The 19,153-nt window shown below is 72.0% G+C and carries 16 protein-coding genes, 1 tRNA gene and 1 riboswitch; of the genes, 11 read left to right on the forward strand and 6 right to left on the reverse strand.

The features are described 5' to 3' along the window. The first annotated feature begins 81 nt into the window (after positions 1-81). The 8 genes from ACLJTM_RS29925 to ACLJTM_RS29960 all read left to right on the forward strand — a co-directional run bounded on the left by ACLJTM_RS29925 (position 82) and on the right by ACLJTM_RS29960 (position 9,531). Complete coding sequence (locus tag ACLJTM_RS29925) at positions 82-1,149, forward strand: transglycosylase family protein (protein ID WP_411106884.1); 1,068 nt, start codon at positions 82-84, stop codon at positions 1,147-1,149. 279 nt (positions 1,150-1,428) lie between these two features. Continuing rightward, positions 1,429-1,601, forward strand: a riboswitch (cyclic di-AMP (ydaO/yuaA leader). Positions 1,602-1,604: 3 nt separating this feature from the next. Then, entirely contained in the window at positions 1,605-2,342 is a 738-nt protein-coding gene (locus ACLJTM_RS29930) for a transglycosylase family protein (protein ID WP_411106885.1), read from the forward strand. A 285-nt stretch (positions 2,343-2,627) separates the two neighbouring features. After that, a complete protein-coding gene (eno, locus tag ACLJTM_RS29935) occupies positions 2,628-3,914 on the forward strand; it encodes a phosphopyruvate hydratase (protein WP_037793436.1) in 1,287 nt (428 codons plus the stop codon). 107 nt (positions 3,915-4,021) lie between these two features. Next, a complete protein-coding gene (locus tag ACLJTM_RS29940; RefSeq protein ID WP_411106886.1) occupies positions 4,022-4,510 on the forward strand; it encodes an FtsB family cell division protein in 489 nt (162 codons plus the stop codon). A 45-nt stretch (positions 4,511-4,555) separates the two neighbouring features. Then, on the forward strand, positions 4,556-5,089 hold the full coding sequence (locus tag ACLJTM_RS29945) for a DUF501 domain-containing protein (protein ID WP_411106887.1): 534 nt from the start codon (positions 4,556-4,558) through the stop codon (positions 5,087-5,089). Positions 5,090-5,091: 2 nt separating this feature from the next. Continuing rightward, positions 5,092-6,063, forward strand: a complete 972-nt coding sequence (locus tag ACLJTM_RS29950) for an exopolyphosphatase (RefSeq protein ID WP_411106888.1) — start codon at positions 5,092-5,094, stop codon at positions 6,061-6,063. Between the two features lie 465 nt (positions 6,064-6,528). Further along, positions 6,529-7,914 (forward strand): NAD(P)/FAD-dependent oxidoreductase, encoded by a 1,386-nt coding sequence (locus tag ACLJTM_RS29955; protein WP_411106889.1) that lies wholly within the window; start codon positions 6,529-6,531, stop codon positions 7,912-7,914. Between the two features lie 267 nt (positions 7,915-8,181). Continuing rightward, positions 8,182-9,531: a class I SAM-dependent methyltransferase gene (locus ACLJTM_RS29960; protein ID WP_411106890.1), complete on the forward strand. Its 1,350-nt coding sequence runs from the start codon at positions 8,182-8,184 to the stop codon at positions 9,529-9,531. 69 nt (positions 9,532-9,600) lie between these two features. Here ACLJTM_RS29960 and ACLJTM_RS29965 read toward each other — a convergent pair whose 3' ends face one another. Further along, positions 9,601-12,150: an ABC transporter permease gene (locus ACLJTM_RS29965; RefSeq protein WP_411106891.1), complete on the reverse strand. Its 2,550-nt coding sequence runs from the start codon at positions 12,148-12,150 to the stop codon at positions 9,601-9,603. A 96-nt stretch (positions 12,151-12,246) separates the two neighbouring features. Then, entirely contained in the window at positions 12,247-13,011 is a 765-nt protein-coding gene (locus ACLJTM_RS29970) for an ABC transporter ATP-binding protein (RefSeq protein ID WP_411106958.1), read from the reverse strand. Between the two features lie 417 nt (positions 13,012-13,428). On the opposite strand from ACLJTM_RS29970, the gene ACLJTM_RS29975 reads away from it, so the two are divergent. Beyond that, a tRNA-Leu gene (locus ACLJTM_RS29975) sits at positions 13,429-13,510 on the forward strand. Between the two features lie 147 nt (positions 13,511-13,657). Continuing rightward, positions 13,658-14,512 (forward strand): Bax inhibitor-1/YccA family protein, encoded by an 855-nt coding sequence (locus ACLJTM_RS29980; protein ID WP_411106892.1) that lies wholly within the window; start codon positions 13,658-13,660, stop codon positions 14,510-14,512. A gap of 83 nt (positions 14,513-14,595) precedes the next feature. Here the strand turns inward: ACLJTM_RS29980 and ACLJTM_RS29985 are convergent, their stop codons facing one another. After that, positions 14,596-14,826: a DUF4287 domain-containing protein gene (locus ACLJTM_RS29985; RefSeq protein ID WP_411106893.1), complete on the reverse strand. Its 231-nt coding sequence runs from the start codon at positions 14,824-14,826 to the stop codon at positions 14,596-14,598. Positions 14,827-14,927: 101 nt separating this feature from the next. Between ACLJTM_RS29985 and ACLJTM_RS29990 the strand changes: the two genes are divergently transcribed. Further along, positions 14,928-15,269 (forward strand): hypothetical protein, encoded by a 342-nt coding sequence (locus tag ACLJTM_RS29990; protein ID WP_411106894.1) that lies wholly within the window; start codon positions 14,928-14,930, stop codon positions 15,267-15,269. Here the strand turns inward: ACLJTM_RS29990 and ACLJTM_RS29995 are convergent. The 3 genes from ACLJTM_RS29995 to ACLJTM_RS30005 form a co-directional block, all read right to left on the reverse strand. Continuing rightward, positions 15,253-16,068 carry a hypothetical protein gene (locus ACLJTM_RS29995; RefSeq protein WP_411106960.1) on the reverse strand — a complete coding sequence of 272 codons (816 nt, stop codon included), beginning with the start codon at positions 16,066-16,068 and terminating at the stop codon, positions 15,253-15,255. The genes ACLJTM_RS29990 and ACLJTM_RS29995 overlap by 17 nt on opposite strands. 620 nt (positions 16,069-16,688) lie before the next feature. Continuing rightward, positions 16,689-17,909, reverse strand: coding sequence for an acetyl-CoA C-acetyltransferase (locus ACLJTM_RS30000; protein WP_411106895.1), 1,221 nt, complete (start codon positions 17,907-17,909; stop codon positions 16,689-16,691). Positions 17,910-18,081: 172 nt separating this feature from the next. Next, positions 18,082-19,122: an SGNH/GDSL hydrolase family protein gene (locus ACLJTM_RS30005; protein ID WP_411106896.1), complete on the reverse strand. Its 1,041-nt coding sequence runs from the start codon at positions 19,120-19,122 to the stop codon at positions 18,082-18,084. Between the last annotated feature and the right edge of the window lie 31 nt (positions 19,123-19,153).

Here is a 19,153-nt window from a genome sequence, read left to right on the forward strand (position 1 = left end):
GCAACTGCCGAACTTGTGACAACCGTTCGAAGGGGGCTAGGTTCTGCCGTTACCCCGCCGTTATGCGAAAGGTGCACCCTCATGCGTTCCGGGAACGGCCGCCACAGACGCCCCCGCCAGGTCCCCGCGCTGGTAGTCACCGCCGGAGTCACTGGCTCCGCGCTGGCCCTGCCGCTGCTCGCCGCCACCGGCGCCACGGCCGCCGACACCTCCACGTGGGACGCGGTCGCCGAGTGCGAGAGCGGCGGCACGTGGAGTGCGAACCACGGCAGCGGCGCCTACGGCGGGCTGCAGTTCACGCAGGAGCAGTGGAAGAACGCCGGCGGGCTCGACTTCGCCGAGCGGGCCGACCTGGCCAGCCGTTCCCAGCAGATAGCCGTGGCCGAGCGGGTGCTGGCCTCGCAGGGACCGCAGGCGTGGCCGCTGTGCGCGAGCTCGGCCGGCCTCACCCAGCAGGGCCCCGCCGCCCAGGTGGACACCGGCCTGCCCGGCGGCTCCGGCCCCATCGCCCCCTCCCCGTCCCGCCCGGACGCGACCGTGCCGGTCGGCGGCCAGGGAGCCCCGGCGAAGGACTTCGGCGCCCCCACTCCCGAGCCGAGCCCGTCCGGCAGCCCCTCGTTCGTCATCCCCGACGGCCCCCTCGCGCCCTCCAGCGGACTGCCCGTCATGCCGGCGCCGGACCTGCCCGCAGAGGCGGACCCCTCGGCCCCGCAGACCCCGGACGGCGCCACCACGGCCCCGGCGGACCCCACGGCCCCCGCCCCCACCCCGGACCCCTCCGCGCCCGCCGATCCGTCCGCGCCCGCCGACCCGAGCGCGCCCGCCGACCCGAGCGCGCCCGCGGCCGGCTCCGCGGTCCCGGCGACCGCCCCGGCCGATCCGACCGCCCCGGCTCCCTCACCGGACCCCTCGGTCCCGGCCGGGGGCGGCGGGAAGCATCGCGGCACGCCCGCCGTCGAGGCGCCCGCCACACCTGACGCGACACCAGAACCGACCTATACGGTCAAATCGGGCGACAGCTTGACGGCCATCGCGGACGCCAAGGGCCTCCAGGGGGGCTGGAACGCGCTCTACGAGGCCAACGAGCAGGTCATCGGCGGGGACGCCGACCTCATCAAGCCCGGCCAAAACCTGGATCTAACCAAGTAAGACCGGCACTTCGGACACCCGTAAAAACCTGATTGTCCGTTTTCTGTAAGTGAGACATGTGTCTCTTCAGGTCAACTGGCGTGTCCCGCCGTACGGGTGCGGAAAAGCCCGTCCCCACCTGGGCAAACACCCCCTCGAAGGGGGCAAGTAGGGGTGGTTTTCCCCCGATGTTGCTCGTTGAACATCGGGGGGAGACCTGTCTACCTTCTGAATCGCTCGCCACCGCGGGCTCCTTCGACCGCATCGCCGAATCCTGCCGGCGGACGGAGGGAACAGTCGTCGCGTCAAGCGCCGAAGGCAGGAGCGGGGGAACCAAGGTAAGCGCCGGGAGCGGCCGTTGAGAGACGGTCACGCCACCGGCTAGGGGTCAAGACGTGCGCTAGGTCGCACGGCCGGGCAACTCACTCGCCCGAACCCGACAGCTCACCTCGCAGGCGTCGGTGAGGAGAAACTCCATGCTGCTTTCCGGCAAGGGCAAGCACCGCCGCGCCTCCAAGGCCGCTCGCATCGTCACGCTCGCCGGTGTCACCGGTGTGGCAGTCGCCGCCCCGCTGATGGCCGCGGGCTCCGCCAGCGCCGCCACGGTCTCCGAGTGGGACCGTGTCGCCGCGTGCGAGTCCGGTGGCAACTGGGCCATCAACACGGGCAACGGCTACTACGGCGGCCTGCAGTTCACGTCCTCCACCTGGGCCGCGTACGGCGGCAAGGCGTACGCCGCGCAGGCCAACCAGGCGTCGAAGTCGCAGCAGATAGCCGTCGCCGAGAAGGTCCTCAAGGGCCAGGGCAAGGGTGCCTGGCCGTCCTGCGGTGTCGGCCTGTCGAACTCCTCGTACAACGGCGGCGCGGCCCAGGCCCCCGCCAAGCCGAAGGCCGAGCCGAAGAAGCAGGAGAAGAAGGCCGAGCCGAAGAAGGAGACCAAGCGCTCCGAGGCCCCGGTCACCCGCTCCGAGCGCTCCGCGGCCCCCGCCCCGGTCAAGCCGAAGGCGCCGGCCGCCCCGAAGACCGAGGCGCCCAAGACCGGCGCCCCGAAGACCGGCACCGGCTCGTACGAGGTCAAGGCCGGCGACACCCTGGGTGTCATCGCCGAGGCCAACGGCGTCCAGGGCGGCTGGGAGCACCTCCACGAGCTCAACAAGGACATCGTGACGGACGCCGACCTGATCTTCCCGGGCCAGAAGCTCAAGCTCAACTGAACACCGCGGTCCTGACCGCGAAACGGCTCCCGGCCCCGGCCGGAGCCGTGCACGCCACCACCGCCCGGCGCGTCCCTTCCACGCGCCGGGCGGTGCTGCGTGTACCGGCCGTACCGCCCGGGTCGAGAGTCCTATGTCCTGGAACAGGGGTATTCGGGCCCTTTTTCGTCCCAGGACCCGGGCGGTCGGCAGGCCCAGTGCCCGGAGCCGGTTAGGCTCTAGGCGGCAAGGCCGGTCCCACGGCCCACCTGCCACCGCACACCCAGCGTCACATCCCAGAAGGAGATGCTCGTGCCGTCCATCGACGTCGTCGTAGCCCGGGAAATCCTGGACTCCCGAGGCAACCCCACGGTCGAGGTCGAGGTGGGCCTCGACGATGGCAGCACCGGCCGTGCTGCAGTCCCGTCCGGCGCCTCCACCGGTGCATTCGAGGCCATCGAGCTCCGTGACGGTGACCCCAACCGTTACTTCGGCAAGGGTGTCGAGAAGGCCGTCCTCGCCGTCATCGAGCAGATCGGCCCGGAGCTCGTCGGCTACGACGCCACCGAGCAGCGCCTGATCGACCAGGCCATGTTCGACCTGGACGCCACCGACAACAAGGGCTCCCTCGGCGCCAACGCCATCCTCGGCGTCTCCCTGGCCGTCGCGCACGCCGCGTCCGAGGCCTCGGACCTGCCGCTCTTCCGCTACCTCGGTGGCCCGAACGCGCACCTGCTGCCCGTCCCGATGATGAACATCCTCAACGGCGGGTCCCACGCGGACTCCAACGTCGACATCCAGGAGTTCATGATCGCCCCGATCGGCGCGGAGTCCTTCTCCGAGGCGCTGCGCTGGGGTGCCGAGGTGTACCACACCCTCAAGAAGGTCCTGCACACCAAGGGCCTCTCCACCGGTCTCGGCGACGAGGGCGGCTTCGCCCCGAACCTGGAGTCCAACCGCGCCGCGCTCGACCTCATCGTCGAGGCCATCAAGCAGGCCGGCTACGTCCCGGGCAAGGACATCGCGCTCGCGCTCGACGTCGCCGCGTCCGAGTTCTACAAGGACGGCAAGTACGAGTTCGAGGGCCAGTCCCGCTCGGCCGCCGAGATGACCGAGTACTACGAGGAGCTCGTCTCCGCGTACCCGATGGTCTCCATCGAGGACCCGCTGTACGAGGACGACTGGGCCGGCTGGAAGACCCTCACCGACAAGCTGGGCACCAAGGTCCAGATCGTCGGCGACGACCTCTTCGTCACCAACCCCGAGCGCCTGGCCCGCGGCATCGAGGAGGGCTCCGCGAACGCCCTGCTCGTCAAGGTGAACCAGATCGGTTCGCTGACCGAGACCCTGGACGCCGTCGAGATGGCCCAGCGCAACGGCTTCAAGTGCATGATGTCGCACCGCTCCGGCGAGACCGAGGACGTCACCATCGCCGACCTCGCCGTCGCCGTGAACTGCGGCCAGATCAAGACCGGCGCCCCGGCCCGCTCGGACCGCGTCGCCAAGTACAACCAGCTGCTGCGCATCGAGGAGATCCTCGACGACGCCGCGGTGTACGCGGGCCGCTCCGCCTTCCCGCGCTTCAAGGGCTGACAGCTCTGACCGAAGGCTGCGCCTGGCCTCCGTACGTCCCCGCACTCGGTCCCGTACCGTGTGCGGGGACGTATTGCGTAGTGCGCAGACAAGGGGAGGCGGGATCAATGGCCGGGAACCGGGATCGGTTCTCCACCTTCTCCACCGCGACCAGGCTCAAGCAGCTCGGCGAGCGGACCGCCGCCCACGTCTACCGCTCCCAGTCGCGCCGCCAGGTCCGCCGCAGCCGGCTCACCGGCCGGGCCGCCCTGCTCGTGCTGGTCCTCTGTACGCTGGTCGTCGCCCTCGCGTATCCCATGCGCCAGTACGTCTCCCAGCGCTCGGAGATCGCGGAGCAGCAGCGGGCCGCCACCGCCGCGCGGGAACGCCTTGAGCGGCTGCGTGACGAGAAGGCCCGCTGGCAGGACGACGCCTACGCGGAGCAGCAGGCGCGCAAGCACCTGCACTACCTCCGCCCGGGAGAGACCGGCTACATCATGAACGACCCCGGCGCGGGCGGCCCCGAACCGCGCCGCACCGGCCAGTCCGGGTCCGACCGGCCCTGGTACTCCAACGTCTGGGACGGCGTCGACAAGGCCGACCGCCCCGGCGACTGACGAGTACCGCACCCATCCACGAGAACGAAGAGACTTCCTCCAGGCATGCAGACGCCCCCGCCCCAGACCGACCGGACCGAGCCGACCGACGCGGACATCGAGGCGTTCGAGCAGCAGCTCGGCCGCCCGCCGCGCGGGCTGCGCGCCATCGTGCACCGCTGCCCCTGCGGCCAGCCGGACGTGGTCGAGACCGCCCCGCGACTCCCCGACGGCACGCCCTTCCCGACCCTGTACTACCTGACCTGCCCGCGGGCGGCCGGTGCCATCGGCACCCTGGAGGCCAACGGCGTCATGAAGGAGATGCAGGCCCGGCTCGCCGAGGACCCGGAACTGGCCGCCGCCTACCGGGCCGCGCACGAGGACTACATCCGCCGCCGTGACGCCGTCGAGGTACTGCAGGGCTTCCCGAGCGCCGGCGGCATGCCGGACCGGGTCAAGTGCCTGCACGTACTGGTCGGCCACTCCCTGGCGGCCGGCCCGGGCGTGAACCCGTTCGGCGACGAGGCCCTGGCGATGCTGCCCGAGTGGTGGGCCAAGGGCGCCTGCGTCACCCCGTGCGCCGAGAAGAAGGAGGCGTAGGGGTGCCCAGGGTCGCGGGCATCGACTGCGGGACGAACTCCATCCGCCTGCTGGTCGCGGACTGCGACCCGGCCACCGGCGAACTGGTCGAGCTGGACCGGCGGATGACCGTCGTCCGGCTCGGCCAGGACGTGGACCGCACCGGCCGCCTCGCCCCCGAGGCGCTGGAGCGGACCTTCGCCGCCTGCCGCGCGTACGCGGAGGTCATCAAGGAACTCGGCGCGGAGCGGATCCGCTTCGTGGCGACCTCCGCCTCCCGGGACGCCGAGAACCGGGACGAGTTCGTCCGGGGCGTCCTGGACATCCTGGGCGTCGAGCCCGAGGTGATCTCCGGCGACCAGGAGGCCGCGTTCTCCTTCACCGGGGCCACCCGGGAGCTCACCGGGGCCGACCACCTCGACAAGCCCTTCCTGGTGGTGGACATCGGCGGCGGTTCCACGGAGTTCGTCGTCGGCGCGGACACGGTCCGGGCGGCCCGCTCGGTGGACGTGGGCTGCGTACGGATGACGGAGCGCCACCTGGTCGTGGACGGGGTCGTCACCGACCCGCCGACCGAGGCGCAGATCGACGCCGTACGCGCCGACATCGACGCGGCGCTGGACCTGGCCGCCGCGTCCGTGCCGCTGGCCGAGGCGCGCACCCTGGTGGGCCTGGCCGGCTCGGTGACCACGGTCGCCGCGATCGCGCTGGGACTGACCGCGTACGACTCGCAGGCCATCCACCACTCCCGGATCTCCTACGAGCAGGTCCGCGAGGTCACCGGGCGGATGCTGGCCTCCACCCACGCGGAGCGCGCGGCCATCCCGGTCATGCACCCGGGCCGGGTGGACGTGATCGGTGCGGGCGCGCTGGTGCTGCTCGCCGTCATGGAGCGGATCGGAGCCCGGGAGGTGGTGGTCTCCGAGCACGACATCCTCGACGGGATCGCCATCAGCGCGGCGGAAGAGGCCGAGGGCGTCCGACGGTCCTCCTGACCTCCGGCACGGCCCCGCTCCGCGGCCCCGGCGCCTGCCGTCGGGGCCGCGGAGCGGGGCCCGGCAGCCCGTCCGGCGGGCAGGGCGGAGGGCCGGCGGGGGACTTTGGTCCCCTTCTCCGCACGAGGTTCGTGAAGTTCTTCACAAGGAAAAGGGGCCAGTTGGGCCTAGGAAGGGGACCTGGGGGCCCTTTCGGAGGCCCGGAGGCCCCTTTCACCGCATGTTCGTACGAATAACGGGACCACGGGTTCCGTATCGGAGGTACCGACGAACCGCGGTGGTCCAGTCCGCCCGAATGCCTGGAGGCCAGTTCAGGACGGGTGAACAACGATCTCCGGGCCCCCGCGGTTCCCGTTGCGGAACATGAGCTGGGTCACGTGGGCCGCGCAGTGTAGCAGAGGCACTCCGACTCCTTGTGAAGGGGCTCACGAGCGTCACCCTCCCGGGTGCTGGATACTCGTTTCCATGAGCACCACGGAGCGTCCCAGGATCCTCGTTGTAGGAGGTGGGTACGTAGGCCTGTACGCAGCCAAGCGCATCATGAAGAAGATGCGCTTCGGCGAGGCGACCGTCACGGTCGTCGACCCGCGCTCGTACATGACCTACCAGCCCTTCCTCCCCGAAGTGGCCGCAGGCAGCATCTCGCCTCGGCACGTCGTCGTCCCGCTGCGACGCGTGCTGCCCAAGGCAGAGGTCCTCACCGGCCGGGTCACCACCATCGACCAGGACCGCAAGGTCGCCGTCGTCACGCCGCTGGTCGGCGAGGCGTACGAGCTGCCCTTCGACTACCTGGTGATCGCGCTCGGCGCCGTCTCGCGCACCTTCCCGATCCCCGGCCTCGCCGAACAGGGCATCGGCATGAAGGGCGTCGAAGAGGGCATCGGCCTGCGCAACCACGTCCTCGAGCAGCTCGACAAGGCCGAGTCCACGACGGACGAGGACGTCCGCCGCAAGGCCCTCACCTTCGTCTTCGTCGGCGGCGGTTTCGCCGGTGCGGAGACCATCGGCGAGGTCGAGGACATGGCCCGCGACGCGGCGAAGTACTACACCACGATCAAGCGCGAGGACATGCGCTTCGTCCTGGTCGACGCCGCGGACAAGATCCTTCCCGAGGTCGGGCCGAAGCTCGGCACCTGGGGCAAGGAGCACCTCGAGTCGCGCGGCATCGAGATCTACCTGAACACCTCCATGGACTCCTGCGTGGACGGCCACGTGGTGCTGAAGAACGGCCTCGAGGTCGACTCCAACACCATCGTGTGGACCGCCGGCGTGAAGCCGAACCCGGCGCTGGCCCGCTACGGCCTGCCGCTCGGCCCGCGCGGCCACGTGGACGCCGCCGCGACCCTCCAGGTCACCGGCACCGACTACATCTGGGCCGCCGGCGACAACGCCCAGGTCCCGGATGTGGCGGCCCGCAAGGCCGGCGTCGAGAACGCCTGGTGCCCGCCCAACGCGCAGCACGCGCTGCGGCAGTCGAAGGTCCTGGCCGACAACGTGATCTCCGGCATGCGGGGCTTCCCGCAGAAGGAGTACGCGCACTCCAACAAGGGTGCAGTGGCGGGTCTCGGCGTCCACAAGGGCGTCGCGATGATCGTCATGGGCGGGATGAAGATCAAGCTGAAGGGCCGGCTGGCCTGGTACATGCACCGTGGCTACCACGGCATGGCCATGCCCACCTGGAACCGCAAGATCCGCGTCTTCGCCGACTGGACCCTCGGCATGTTCCTCAAGCGCGAGGTCGTCTCCCTCGGCGCCCTGGAGACCCCCCGCGAGGAGTTCTACGAGGCCGCCAAGCCGGCCCCGGCCCCGGCCGTCGCCGCGAACACCCCGCAGAAGGCCAAGGCCTCCTGACCCGGCGTACGCGCTGAAAGCCTGAGCACGACCCCGAAGGGGCCGCCCGCCATCCGTGGTGCGGGCGGCCCCTTCGGCGTGCCCGGGCCCCCGCGCCCGGCCCCGAGCCGCCCTCGAGCCCCCGGGGCCGCCCCCGACGCCCGTCCCCGGGCCGGCCGGGGCCCGGCCGGGGCCGCAGGGAGCCGTACAGGGCGCTGCGGGGCCGCCGCGGCTTACCCGGGGCGGCGGATGGGTAGAGGGTTTTGTCGGACCTTGTGGAGGTGCGCCATGACCGACGCCGCGCCGCGGTTGGCCGCTGTTGCCGAGACCCTGCTGGGCACCCCGTTGCCGGTCCGCATCCGGGCCTGGGACGGCAGCGAGGCGGGCCCGCCGGGCGCCCCGCTGCTGGCCGTCCACGACCGCCGCGCGCTGCGCCGCCTGCTGTGGAAACCGGGCGAACTCGGCCTGGCCCGCGCCTGGGTGGCGGGCGAGCTGTCGGCGGAGGGCGACCTGTACGCCGTGCTGGAGCGCGTGGCGGGCCTGCTGTGGGAGCGGGGCCCGCTGCCCGGCGCCCCGGACCCGGCGGACGGCGCCGGCGCGGCGGCCGACCCGGGACGTGAGCCCGCCGCGGCGGGCGCCCTGCTGCGCGACCCCGAACGCCGGGCGGCCGTACGGGAGCTGATAGCCCTCGCCGGGCCGCTGCCGCCGCCCAGGCCGCCCGCCGAGGAGGTGCCCCGGCGCTCCGGGGCCCGGCACACCCGGGTCCGCGACCGGCAGGCCGTCAGTCACCACTACGACGTCGGCAACGACTTCTACGAGCGGGTGCTCGGCCCCTCGATGGTGTACTCCTGCGCCTACTGGAGCACCGGCGCCACCCTGGAGGAGGCCCAGCGGGACAAGCTCGCCCTGGTCTGCGGCAAACTCGCCCTGCGGCCCGGCCTGCGGCTCCTCGACGTGGGCTGCGGCTGGGGCTCCATGGCCGTGCACGCGGCCCGCGAGCACGGCGTCCGGGTCACCGGGGTCACGCTCTCCCGCGAACAGGCCGCCTACGCCCGCAAGCGCGTCGCCGACGAGGGCCTCACGGACCTCGTGGAGATCCGGGTCCAGGACTACCGGGACGTCAGGGACGGGCCGTACGACGCCGTTTCCTCCATCGGGATGGCCGAACACGTCGGGGCGGAGCGCTACCGGGACTACGCCCGCACCCTCTACGCCCTGCTGCGCCCCGGCGGCCTGCTGCTGAACCACCAGATCGCCCGCCGCCCGGCGCCCGACGAGGAGGCGTACCGGATCGACCGGTTCATCGACGCGTACGTCTTCCCCGACGGCGAACTCTCCCCGCTCGGCAGCACGGTGGGCGAACTGGAGCGGGCCGGCTTCGAGGTCCGCGACGTGGAGGCCCTGCGCGAGCACTACGGCCTGACCCTGCGGGCCTGGGTGGCGCGGCTGCAGGAGCACTGGGACGAGGCCGTGCGGCTGACCTCGCCCGGCCGCGCTCGGGTCTGGCTGCTGTACATGGCGGCCTCCGCGCTCGGTTTCGAACGGGGCCGGCTCGGGGTCAACCAGGTGCTGGCGGTGAAGCCGGCGGCGGGCGGCGCCGCGGGCCTGCCGCTGCGGCTGCGCACCTGGAACGGGTAGCAGGACAAGGGCCCCGGGGCGTGCTGCCCCGGGGCCCTGCGGTGTGCCGTGCGCCGTCCTGCGCGGGGGCTACTCGGTCTTGATGGCCGTCAGCATGTTCAGGCGGGCGGCGCTGCGGGCCGGCCACAGCGCGGCCAGGACGCCGACCACCGCGGCCAGCAGGAGGAAGATGCCGATGCGGTCGTAGGGCAGGATGAGCTCGTAGTCCGGGACCGTCTTGGCGAGGGTGGTGCCGACCGCCCAGGCGAGGAAGACGCCGATCACCACACCGAGGACCGCGCCGAAGAGCGAGATCACCACGGCCTCCAGGCGGATCATGTTCTTGACCCGGCCCCGGTCGAGGCCGATCGCCCGCAGCATGCCGATCTCCTGGGTCCGTTCGAAGACGGACATCGCCAGGGTGTTGACCACGCCCAGTACCGAGATGATCAGTGCCATGCCGAGCAGGCCGTACATGATGTTCAGCGCCGTGTTGACGATGCCGCCCATCTCATTGCGCATGTCCTGCCGGGTGGCGACGGTCATCGCCGGGTTCTTGCCGAGGGCGTCGACCACGGCCTGCTGGTTCGCCTTGGACTCTCCGCCGACCGTGCTGACGTACACCTCGCGGATGTACTGGTCCTCGGTGTGCTCGGCCAGGATCCTGTTGTCGAGGACGTACGGGGACAGCAGCCCCTCCAGGTCCTCGTAGACCGCGCCGATCTTCAGCGCGCCCTTCCTGCCGTCGTCGTACGTGACGTCCAGGGCGGAACCGACGCTCAGGCCCTGCTTCTTCGCGGTGCTCTCGGCGACCGCGACCTCGCCCTTGCCGAGGCTGTCCAGCGAACCGCTGAGGACCTCGATGTTCAGGAGCCGGCCGATGGTGGCCGGGTTGACGCCGGAGGCCGACCGGAAGCTGTCGCCGATCTTGAAGTAGCCCTCGGCCTGCGGGGAGACCGCCTTGATGCCGGGGGACGCGGCCAGGGTCTCGGCCACCGACTTGTCCAGGCCGCCGATGCCGCCGGACATGCTGACCTTGTAGTCCGCCGTGAGCTTGTCCGTGCTCATCCGGTCGACGGCCTTGCCCAGGGTGACGCCGAGCACCGACATGGTGGTGACCAGGGTCAGCCCGATGGCCAGCGAGGCCGCCGTGACGGCGGTGCGGCGCGGGTTTCGCACGGCGTTCTGCGCGGCCAGCTTGCCGGGGACGCCGAACGCCTTCTGCAGCAGCGGGCGTACGCCCGAGATGACCGGCTTGGACAGCAGGGGCAGCAGCACGATCATGCCGAGGAGCAGCAGGGCCGCGCCGGCGCCGATGACCATGCGGCCGTCACTGGCCATGGAGACGCCGAGGAAGACCGTGCCGAGACCACCGAGGGTGATGAGGGAGCCGAGGACGTTGCGCAGCAGCAGGGACTTCGCGCTGGCCGGCAGGTGGGCGCTGCCCATGGCGGCGACCGGGGAGATCCGGCCGGTGCGCCAGGCGGGCACCAGGGCGGCGAGCGTGGTGACGAGGACGCCGATGACCAGGGCGGCCACCACGGTGCCCGGGGCGATCACGAGGTCGCCGGCCGGGAGCTTCGCGCCGAAGGAGCCGATCACCGAGCGCATGGCGACCGCCAGGCCGATGCCGCCGGCCAGGCCGACGGCGGCCGAGAGGGCGCCGACCACCAGGGCCTCCGCGAGCACCGAGCGCATCACCTGGCCGCGGTTGGCGCCGACGGCGCGCAGCAGGGCCAGTTCCTTGGTGCGCTGGGTGACCAGCATGGTGAAGGTGTTGTAGATCAGGAAGACGCCGACGAAGAGGGAGATGCCGGCGAAGGCGAGCAGCATGGTGCTCATGCCGCTCATCTCCCGCTCGATGTTCTTGGCCTGCTCGGCGGCGAGCTCCGTGCCGGTCTGGGCCCGGGTGGACTCGGCGTCGAGCAGCGGCTTGATCTCGGCGAGCAGCTGGTCGGCGGACGCGCCGGACGCGGCGCCGACCGAGAGCTCGTCGTAGAAGCCGGGCTGGAGGTAGAGCTGCTGGGCGACGGAGGTGTCGAACAGGACCAGGCTGCCGCCCGCGTTGACCGAGCCGTCCTCGGTGGTGAACACACCGGCGAGGGTGTACTCCTTCACCGGGCCGTTGGTGGCGACGCGGACCCTGTCGCCGACCTCGTAACCGCCGGTGGTCGCGGTCGCCCTGTCCAGGGCGATCTCGTCCGCCCCGGCCGGGCCGGCGCCCTCGGTGAAGGCGTAGCGCGGGTCCTTGCCGTCCTTGGCGGGGGCGTAGTTGGAGCCCTTGTTGGCCCAGCCGGAGCCGATCAGCCTGCCGTCCTCGTCGCCGACGCCGGCGAAGCCGGAGACGCGGCCGGAGACGGCGCCTACGCCCTTGAGGTTCTTGACCTGGTCGAGGGTGGCCTGGCTGATGCCGGGGTCGCCCTCCTTCTGGCCCTCCTCGTTGCGCAGGGCGCCGTACGAGGTCACCGAGACGGCGACACCGTCGTAGCTCTTGGCGGACTGGCTGGAGAGCGACGTGCTGAGGGTGTCGGTGAAGACGAGGGTGCCGGAGACGAAGGCGACGCCGAGGGTGACGGCGAGCACCGTCATCAGCAGTCTGGCCTTGTGCGCGAGGACGTTGCGCAGGGCGGTACGGAACATGGGGGTATCAGTCCTGGGGCTGGATGAGTCCGGAGGAAGCCGGAGCGGCTTCGGAGGGCGTGCTGCGGGCGCCGCGGTGCGGTCCCCGGCGGCCGGTCAGCTGGTGCGGCCCTTGGCGTCGAACGCCTTCATGCGGTCGAGCACGCCGTCGGCGGTGGGGCTGAGCACCTCGTCGACGATCCGGCCGTCGGCGAGGAAGATGACGCGGTCCGCGTAGGAGGCGGCGACCGGGTCGTGGGTGACCATCACGACGGTCTGGCCGAGCTCGCGGACGGAGTTGCGCAGGAAGCCGAGGACCTCGGCGCCGGAACGGGAGTCCAGGTTCCCGGTCGGCTCGTCACCGAAGATGATCTCGGGCCGGGAGGCCAGGGCGCGGGCGACGGCCACGCGCTGCTGCTGGCCGCCGGAGAGCTGGGTCGGGCGGTGGCTTAGGCGGTCGGAGAGGCCCACCATGGCGATCACCGTGTCGAGCCACTGCCGGTCGGGCTTGCGGCCGGCGATGTCCATGGGGAGCGTGATGTTCTCCAGGGCCGTCAGGGTCGGCAGCAGGTTGAAGGCCTGGAAGATGAAGCCGATCTTGTCCCGGCGCAGTCGGGTGAGCTGCTTGTCCTTGAGGGAGCCCAGCTCGGTGTCGCCGATGCGCACGGAGCCGGCGGAGAAGGTGTCCAGACCGGCGACGCAGTGCATCAGGGTGGACTTGCCGGAGCCGGAGGGGCCCATGATGGCGGTGAACTGGCCCTGGGCGAAGTCCACGGAGACGGCGTCCAGCGCGACCACCCGGGTCTCGCCCTGGCCGTACACCTTGGAGAGGCCGGTGGCGCGGGCGGCCACGGCCTGAGCGGTGTACGGGGCGTGGTTGATGGTGGTCACGGGAGGGGCTCCTCGGGCTGCGGCGGGGGGATCGGCGGGACGTTCCCATCGTCGCGGCGTCCCACCCCCCTCCGGATCAGCCGTGGTGACCGTTCACCGGCCCACTCGAGGCTGATCACCGGCGTGCCCGCATCCTCCTCTGGTATGACAGGAGTCCCGGGGGAGGGGCCGCAGCACCGGGGTGGCGGGCGGTGGCGCGGGGGGTGGCGCAGGCCATCGAAATCCCGTCATTCCCACGTCGGGGGCGAGCGGGGCCGGAGCGGGCCGACCGCGGGCTCTGGGGTCTGACGACCCCTCAAGCGCCAATAAAATCAGACAACATCGGATAGAGCGCCCTCGGGGGCCGAGGTTCTTCCGGATAGGCTCGTCGCTGTGCTCACGGCTTTTCCACGGGGGTCACCACGCCCTGCCCGGATGGTGGAATGCAGACACGGCGAGCTTAAACCTCGCTGGCCCTCGGGCCGTGCCGGTTCAAGTCCGGCTCCGGGCACTCCGCACATGTCGCAGGGCGCGCTCCTCTTATCCCCTGCACTTCGCCCTGCCTTCTTCTAAGATCCTCCTCCAGCAGTAGGGTGCTTTCTTTGCGAGCGCATTACTCTTGTTGCAAGGCTGCGCACGGTGGCCATGGAGGAGTGAGATGAGGAGCAGTAACCCGGTCTTCTCGCGACGGGGGTTCAGCCGCGACAACGGGGGCTACGCGCAGTTCGACGCGCAGCACCAGCAGGCCGGGGCCGCGACCAACCCCTACGCGACCAACCCCTACGCGACCGACCCGGCAACGGGTGCGCCGCAGGCGGCGCCGCGTACCAACGCGATGACCATGGACGACGTCGTGAGCCGTACGGCCATGACGCTCGGCACCGTGGTCCTGACAGCCGTCCTCGCCTGGGTCCTGCTGCCGGTCGACCCGGAGAACCTCGGCACGTCGTACGGCATCGGCATCGGCGCGGCGCTCGTCGCGTTCGTGCTGGCGATGGTCCAGTCCTTCAAGCGCAAGGCGGTCCCGGCGCTCATCCTGGGCTACGCGGCCTTCGAGGGCGTGTTCCTGGGCGTCATCAGCGCCGCCACCAGCACCTACCTGGGCCCCGGCGTGGTCATCCAGGCCGTGATGGGCACGATGTGCGTCTTCGCCTCGGTGCTCTTCGCCTACAAGATGGGCTGGATCCGCGTCACCCGCCGTTTCTACGGCTTCGTGATGGCGGCGGCCCTGGGCTTCATCCTGCTGATGGCGGCGAACCTGCTGTTCTCCGTCTTCGGCGGCGGTGACGGCCTCGGCTTCCGCAGCGGCGGCCTCGGCCTGCTGTTCGGTGCCCTCGGCGTCATCCTCGGCGCGTGCTTCCTCGCCCTCGACTTCAAGCAGGTCGAGGACGGCGTGGCGTACGGCGCCCCGCGCGAGGAGGCCTGGCTGGCGGCCTTCGGCCTCACCATGACCCTGGTCTGGATCTACATGGAGATGCTCCGCATCTTCCAGATCCTCTCCGGCGACGACTAGCAGGACCGCAAAGGCCCCGCGAGCAGCTGCTCGCGGGGCCTTTGCGCGTTCCTGGGGGGCGGACAGGGCCCGGGGATCAGGGCTCAGCCGAAGCGGCGCTGCGCTCTGCGCAGGTCGTACTCGTGGATGATCGCCTTGGCCTGGCCGTACGACAGCTCGTGCGCCCCGAGGAGCCAGCCGACCTTCTCCTCGAACCGGACGAGCGAGGGCCCCTCGTCGACGGCGCGGAGCCAGTCGGAGAGTTCACGACCGGTGGTCCGGGGGATTCTGTCGATCATGTTGCGGTGGGTCTGTTCGGAGAACTCTACGGACATGGGCGCCTCCGGAGGTATCGCCGTGCTGTTCTCTTCACGACACCGTGCCGGAGAGTTCGCCCGTTGGCAATGGTGCCCGGGCGGCGCGTAAGGTCGGCCGGGTGCTCGATACCTCGCCCCTGACCGCCGTCGTGGAACGCTTCGCCGACTGGCTCCGGTCCGCGCCGCAGAGCCGCCTGCAGCAGGGCGCCGCCGCCGAGGCGCTGGAGGTGGCCCGCGAGCTCTCCGTACGCGCGCAGCGCCTCGAAGCCCCGGGGCGGGAGGCGCTGGAGATGCCGGAGGCGGGTCTGTTCGTCGTCGGGGACCAGCTGGCCGTGGCCGGGCAGGACCTCGCCGAGGCGCTGCGGACCGCACCCGTCGGGGACGGCGCGACGGCCCCGTCCGAACTGCTGGACGAGGCCGTGCGACGGGTGGAGCAGGCGGAGGTCAGAGCGAGGCGATGACGCGGTCCGCGAGGATGTAGACATTGCTGTCGGGGTCCTCGGCGTCCCCGCAGGAGAAGGTCAGCGCGTACGCCCCGGAGATGCCCGAGCCGCCCAGCAGGACCGGGGCGGTGCCCGAGCGCAGGGCCTCGGCGAGCCGCTCGGCGGTCTCCCGGTGGCCCGGGGTCATGCACAGCGTGGTGCCGTCGGTGAAGACGTACACGTCCAGGGTGCCCAGGGGGCCGGGGCGGACGTCCGCGAGGGCCGTACGGGCCTGCGCGAGCTCTTCCAGACGGCTCACCGTGCGCTCGTGGTCCGCGCCGGGGTGCGCCGCCTGCGCCGGGACGAAGTCCGGGTGCGAGGGGTGGCGCCGGCGGGCGGCGGCCAGCTCGGCCGAGTCCTCGGGGTAGGCCGGGAACTCGTCGAGGGCCTCCTCGCCGAGGACCTGGTCCAGACCCACCAGGTCGGCCTGCCGGGGCAGGAACACCGGGGGGTCCTCGCCGAGCCCGGGCAGCCCGCCCAGCAGGGAGGGTGCGTCGGCGGCGTCCCGGGCCTCCTGCGCGGCCCAGAAGGCCCGCGCCTCGGCCAGCTCCCGCTCGCGCTCCTCGGCCAGGGCCTCGGCCACGGCGGCCCGTATCTCCGCGGCGGGGGAGTCCACGGCGTGGCGGGCGTGCGGGACGGTTGCGCCGCGGGCGTGGGCCGGCGCGACCAGGTCACCGCGCAGGGCGGTGACCTGCTTGCGCAGTCCGTGGACGGCGTGCAGCGCAGCAGCGCCCACGGCCGTGGCAGCGGCCGTGGTCAGCAGCAGGGCAAGAGACATGGCGCTCACTGACTAACTCCCGTTGTGGTTCGATCCCCCGACTTCCTACATCAGAGTGTCCCGACCTGGGAATGGCGTGCAGTGCATTACGTCACGAATTGGACAGGGCTTTGGTCACACCCGTCCCTTGCGTAACGACACTGACCTGCGGGAATGCCGCTCCCCCAGGACAAAGGTCACATCCTGGGGGAGATTCGGTCACAGATGGGCTGCGACAGGGTTGGATCCGGAGCCCGCCCGCAGGTCAGACGCCGGGTGCCGGTGAAGCCCCTACGCACAGCGACCGCCCGACTCCGGACCGGGCGCCGGCCCGCACCCCGATTCCACCCGTTCAGCTCAGCCGCTCGTGCCCTGCCACCGCTGCGGGCAGGTGCCGGCCCTCGTACCTCGGGCCGACCCCTACCCTCCGCTCCGGCTCAGCTCAGCCGCTCGCGCCCTGGGTCGCGCTGAGCTTCGCCACCGCTGCGGGCAGGTGCCGGCCCTCGTACCTCGGGCCGACCCCTACCCTCCGCTCCGGCTCAGCTCAGCCGCTCGTGCCCTGGGTCGCGCTGAGCTTCGCCACCGCTGCGGGCAGGTGCCGGCCCTCGTACCTCGGGCCGACCCCTACCCTCCGCTCCGGCTCAGCTCAGCCGCTCGATCACCATGGCCATGCCCTGGCCGCCGCCGACGCACATGGTCTCCAGGCCGAACTGCTTGTCGTGGAACTGGAGGCCGTTGATCAGGGTGCCGGTGATGCGGGCACCGGTCATCCCGAAGGGGTGACCGACGGCGATGGCCCCGCCGTTGACGTTCAGCTTGTCCAGGGGGATCTCCAGGTCCCGGTAGGACGGGATGACCTGCGCCGCGAAGGCCTCGTTGATTTCGAAGAGGTCGATGTCGCCGACCGTCAGGCCGGCCCGCTTCAGGGCCTGCTTCGACGCCTCGACCGGGCCCAGGCCCATGATCTCGGGGGAGAGGCCGGTGACGCCGGTGGAGACGATCCGCGCCAGCGGGGTCAGGCCCAGCTCGCGGGCCTTGGTGTCGCTCATGATGACCAGCGCGGCGGCGCCGTCGTTCAGCGGGCAGCAGTTGGCGGCGGTGACCAGGCCGTCGGGGCGGAAGACGGGCTTGAGGCCCTGGACGCCCTCCAGGGTCACGCCGGCGCGCGGGCCGTCGTCCACGGAGACCACCGTGCCGTCCGGGGTGGTCACCGGGGTGATCTCGCGCTCCCAGAAGCCGTTCTTGATGGCGGCCTCGGCGAGGTTCTGCGAGCGGACCCCGAACTCGTCCATGTCCTGACGGGTCACGCCCTTGATGCGGGCCAGGTTCTCGGCGGTCTGGCCCATCGCGATGTACGCGTCCGGGACCAGGCCGTCCTCACGCGGGTCGTGCCAGGAGGAGCCCTCACTGCCGGCGACGGCCGCGGTCCGGGCCTCCGCCTCGGCGAAGAACGGGTTGTGGGTGTCCGGCAGGCCGTCCGAGGAGCCCTTGGCGAACCGGGAGACCGTCTCGACGCCCGCGGAGATGAAGACGTCGCCCTCGCCGGCCTTGATGGCGTGCAGGGCCATCCGCGAGGTCTGCAGGGACGAGGAGCAGTAGCGGGTGACCGTCAGGCCCGGCAGGTGGTCCATGCCCATCTGCACGGCCACGATGCGGCCCAGGTTGTGGCCCTGCTCGCCGCCGGGGAGGCCGCAGCCGAGCATCAGGTCGTCGATCTCGCGCGGGTCCAGCTCGGGGACCTTCGCGAGGGCGGCCTGGATGATCGTCGCGGTCAGGTCGTCCGGCCGGACGTCCTTGAGCGATCCCTTGCCGGCCCGGCCGATCGGCGAACGGGCAGTGGAAACGATGACGGCTTCGGGCATCGGGACTCCAAGGGGTGTGTTGCGGCTCTAACCGGACCGCAAGCGAAGTTACCGCCCCGTACGGTCGGGGTCACCGGCCCGGGCGTGTGATGCCGGTCGCTCCGGGCCCCGCCCCGCACCCGCCCCGCCCCGGCTCGGGGCGGGTGCGGCCCGACCGGGGCCGCACCCGCCGTCACTGGCCGGCCGTGCGGGTGTCGGCGAGCCCCGCGCCCTTCTCGCCGCGCCGGTGCTCGGGCAGCTCCTCGCCGGCCACCCGCCGCCGCCGGCGGTGCTTGAGCAGGACCCAGGGGCCGCGGACCGCCGTGACCTCGGTGCCGGCCTCCCCGGCCGCCGCGGAGGCCGCCTTGGCCACCGGGAGCATGTCCTCGTCCCGGGACACGTCGAGGCGGTCCGACTCCGGCCACACCCCGAGTGCCGCGCACAGGGTGGGCAGCACGGCCATGGCCGCGGTCGCGTACCCCTCGGCCGACGGGTGGTAGGAGTCCGGGCCGAACATCTCACGGGGGTTCGCGGCGAACTCGGGGCCCAGCAGGTCCCCCATGGAGACCGTACGGGCGCCCAGCGCGACCACCCCTATGGTCTGGGCGGCCGCCAGCTGGCGCGAGACCCGCCGGGCCACCCAGCGCAGCGGCTGGTAGACCGGCTCGATCGTGCCCAGGTCCGGGCAGGTGCCCACGACGACCTCGGCCCCCGCCAGCCGCAGCCGGCGGACCGCGGCCGTCAGCAGCCGCACCGACTGGGTGGGCGGCATCCGGCGGGTCACGTCGTTCGCACCGATCATGATCACGCACACGTCGGGGGCGGGTGCGTCCGTGTCCAGCAGGACGGCCACCTGCCGGTCCAGGTCGTCCGACATGGCGCCGGACAGGGCCACGTTGCGCAGTTCCACCGGCCGCTCCGCCACCGCCGCCAGCCCGGAGGCCAGCAGCGCCGCCGGAGTCTGCCGGGCCCGCCGCACGCCGAGCCCCGCCGCCGTGGAGTCGCCCAGCATCCCCAGGCGCAGCGGGCCCGGGCTCTGCCCGGGTCCGGCGAACTCGCTCCCGTACAGCCCGTCCGCCCGCGGGGGGTCCGGCAGCCCGGTGCCCACGGTCCGCTTGGCGAACTGCACCTCCGCCAGCACCAGGCCCACCGTCGCGACCCCGACCAGCCCGAGCCCGCCTCCGCCGTACGCCGCCCCCGCCGCGATGCGGCGGGCAGTTCTCGCCCTGGACACTGGGGCCACCTCGCTTTCCTGTCGGGCCTCG

This window comes from Streptomyces sp. cmx-4-9, from assembly GCF_046548835.1.
Classification (GTDB): Bacteria; Actinomycetota; Actinomycetes; order Streptomycetales; family Streptomycetaceae; genus Streptomyces.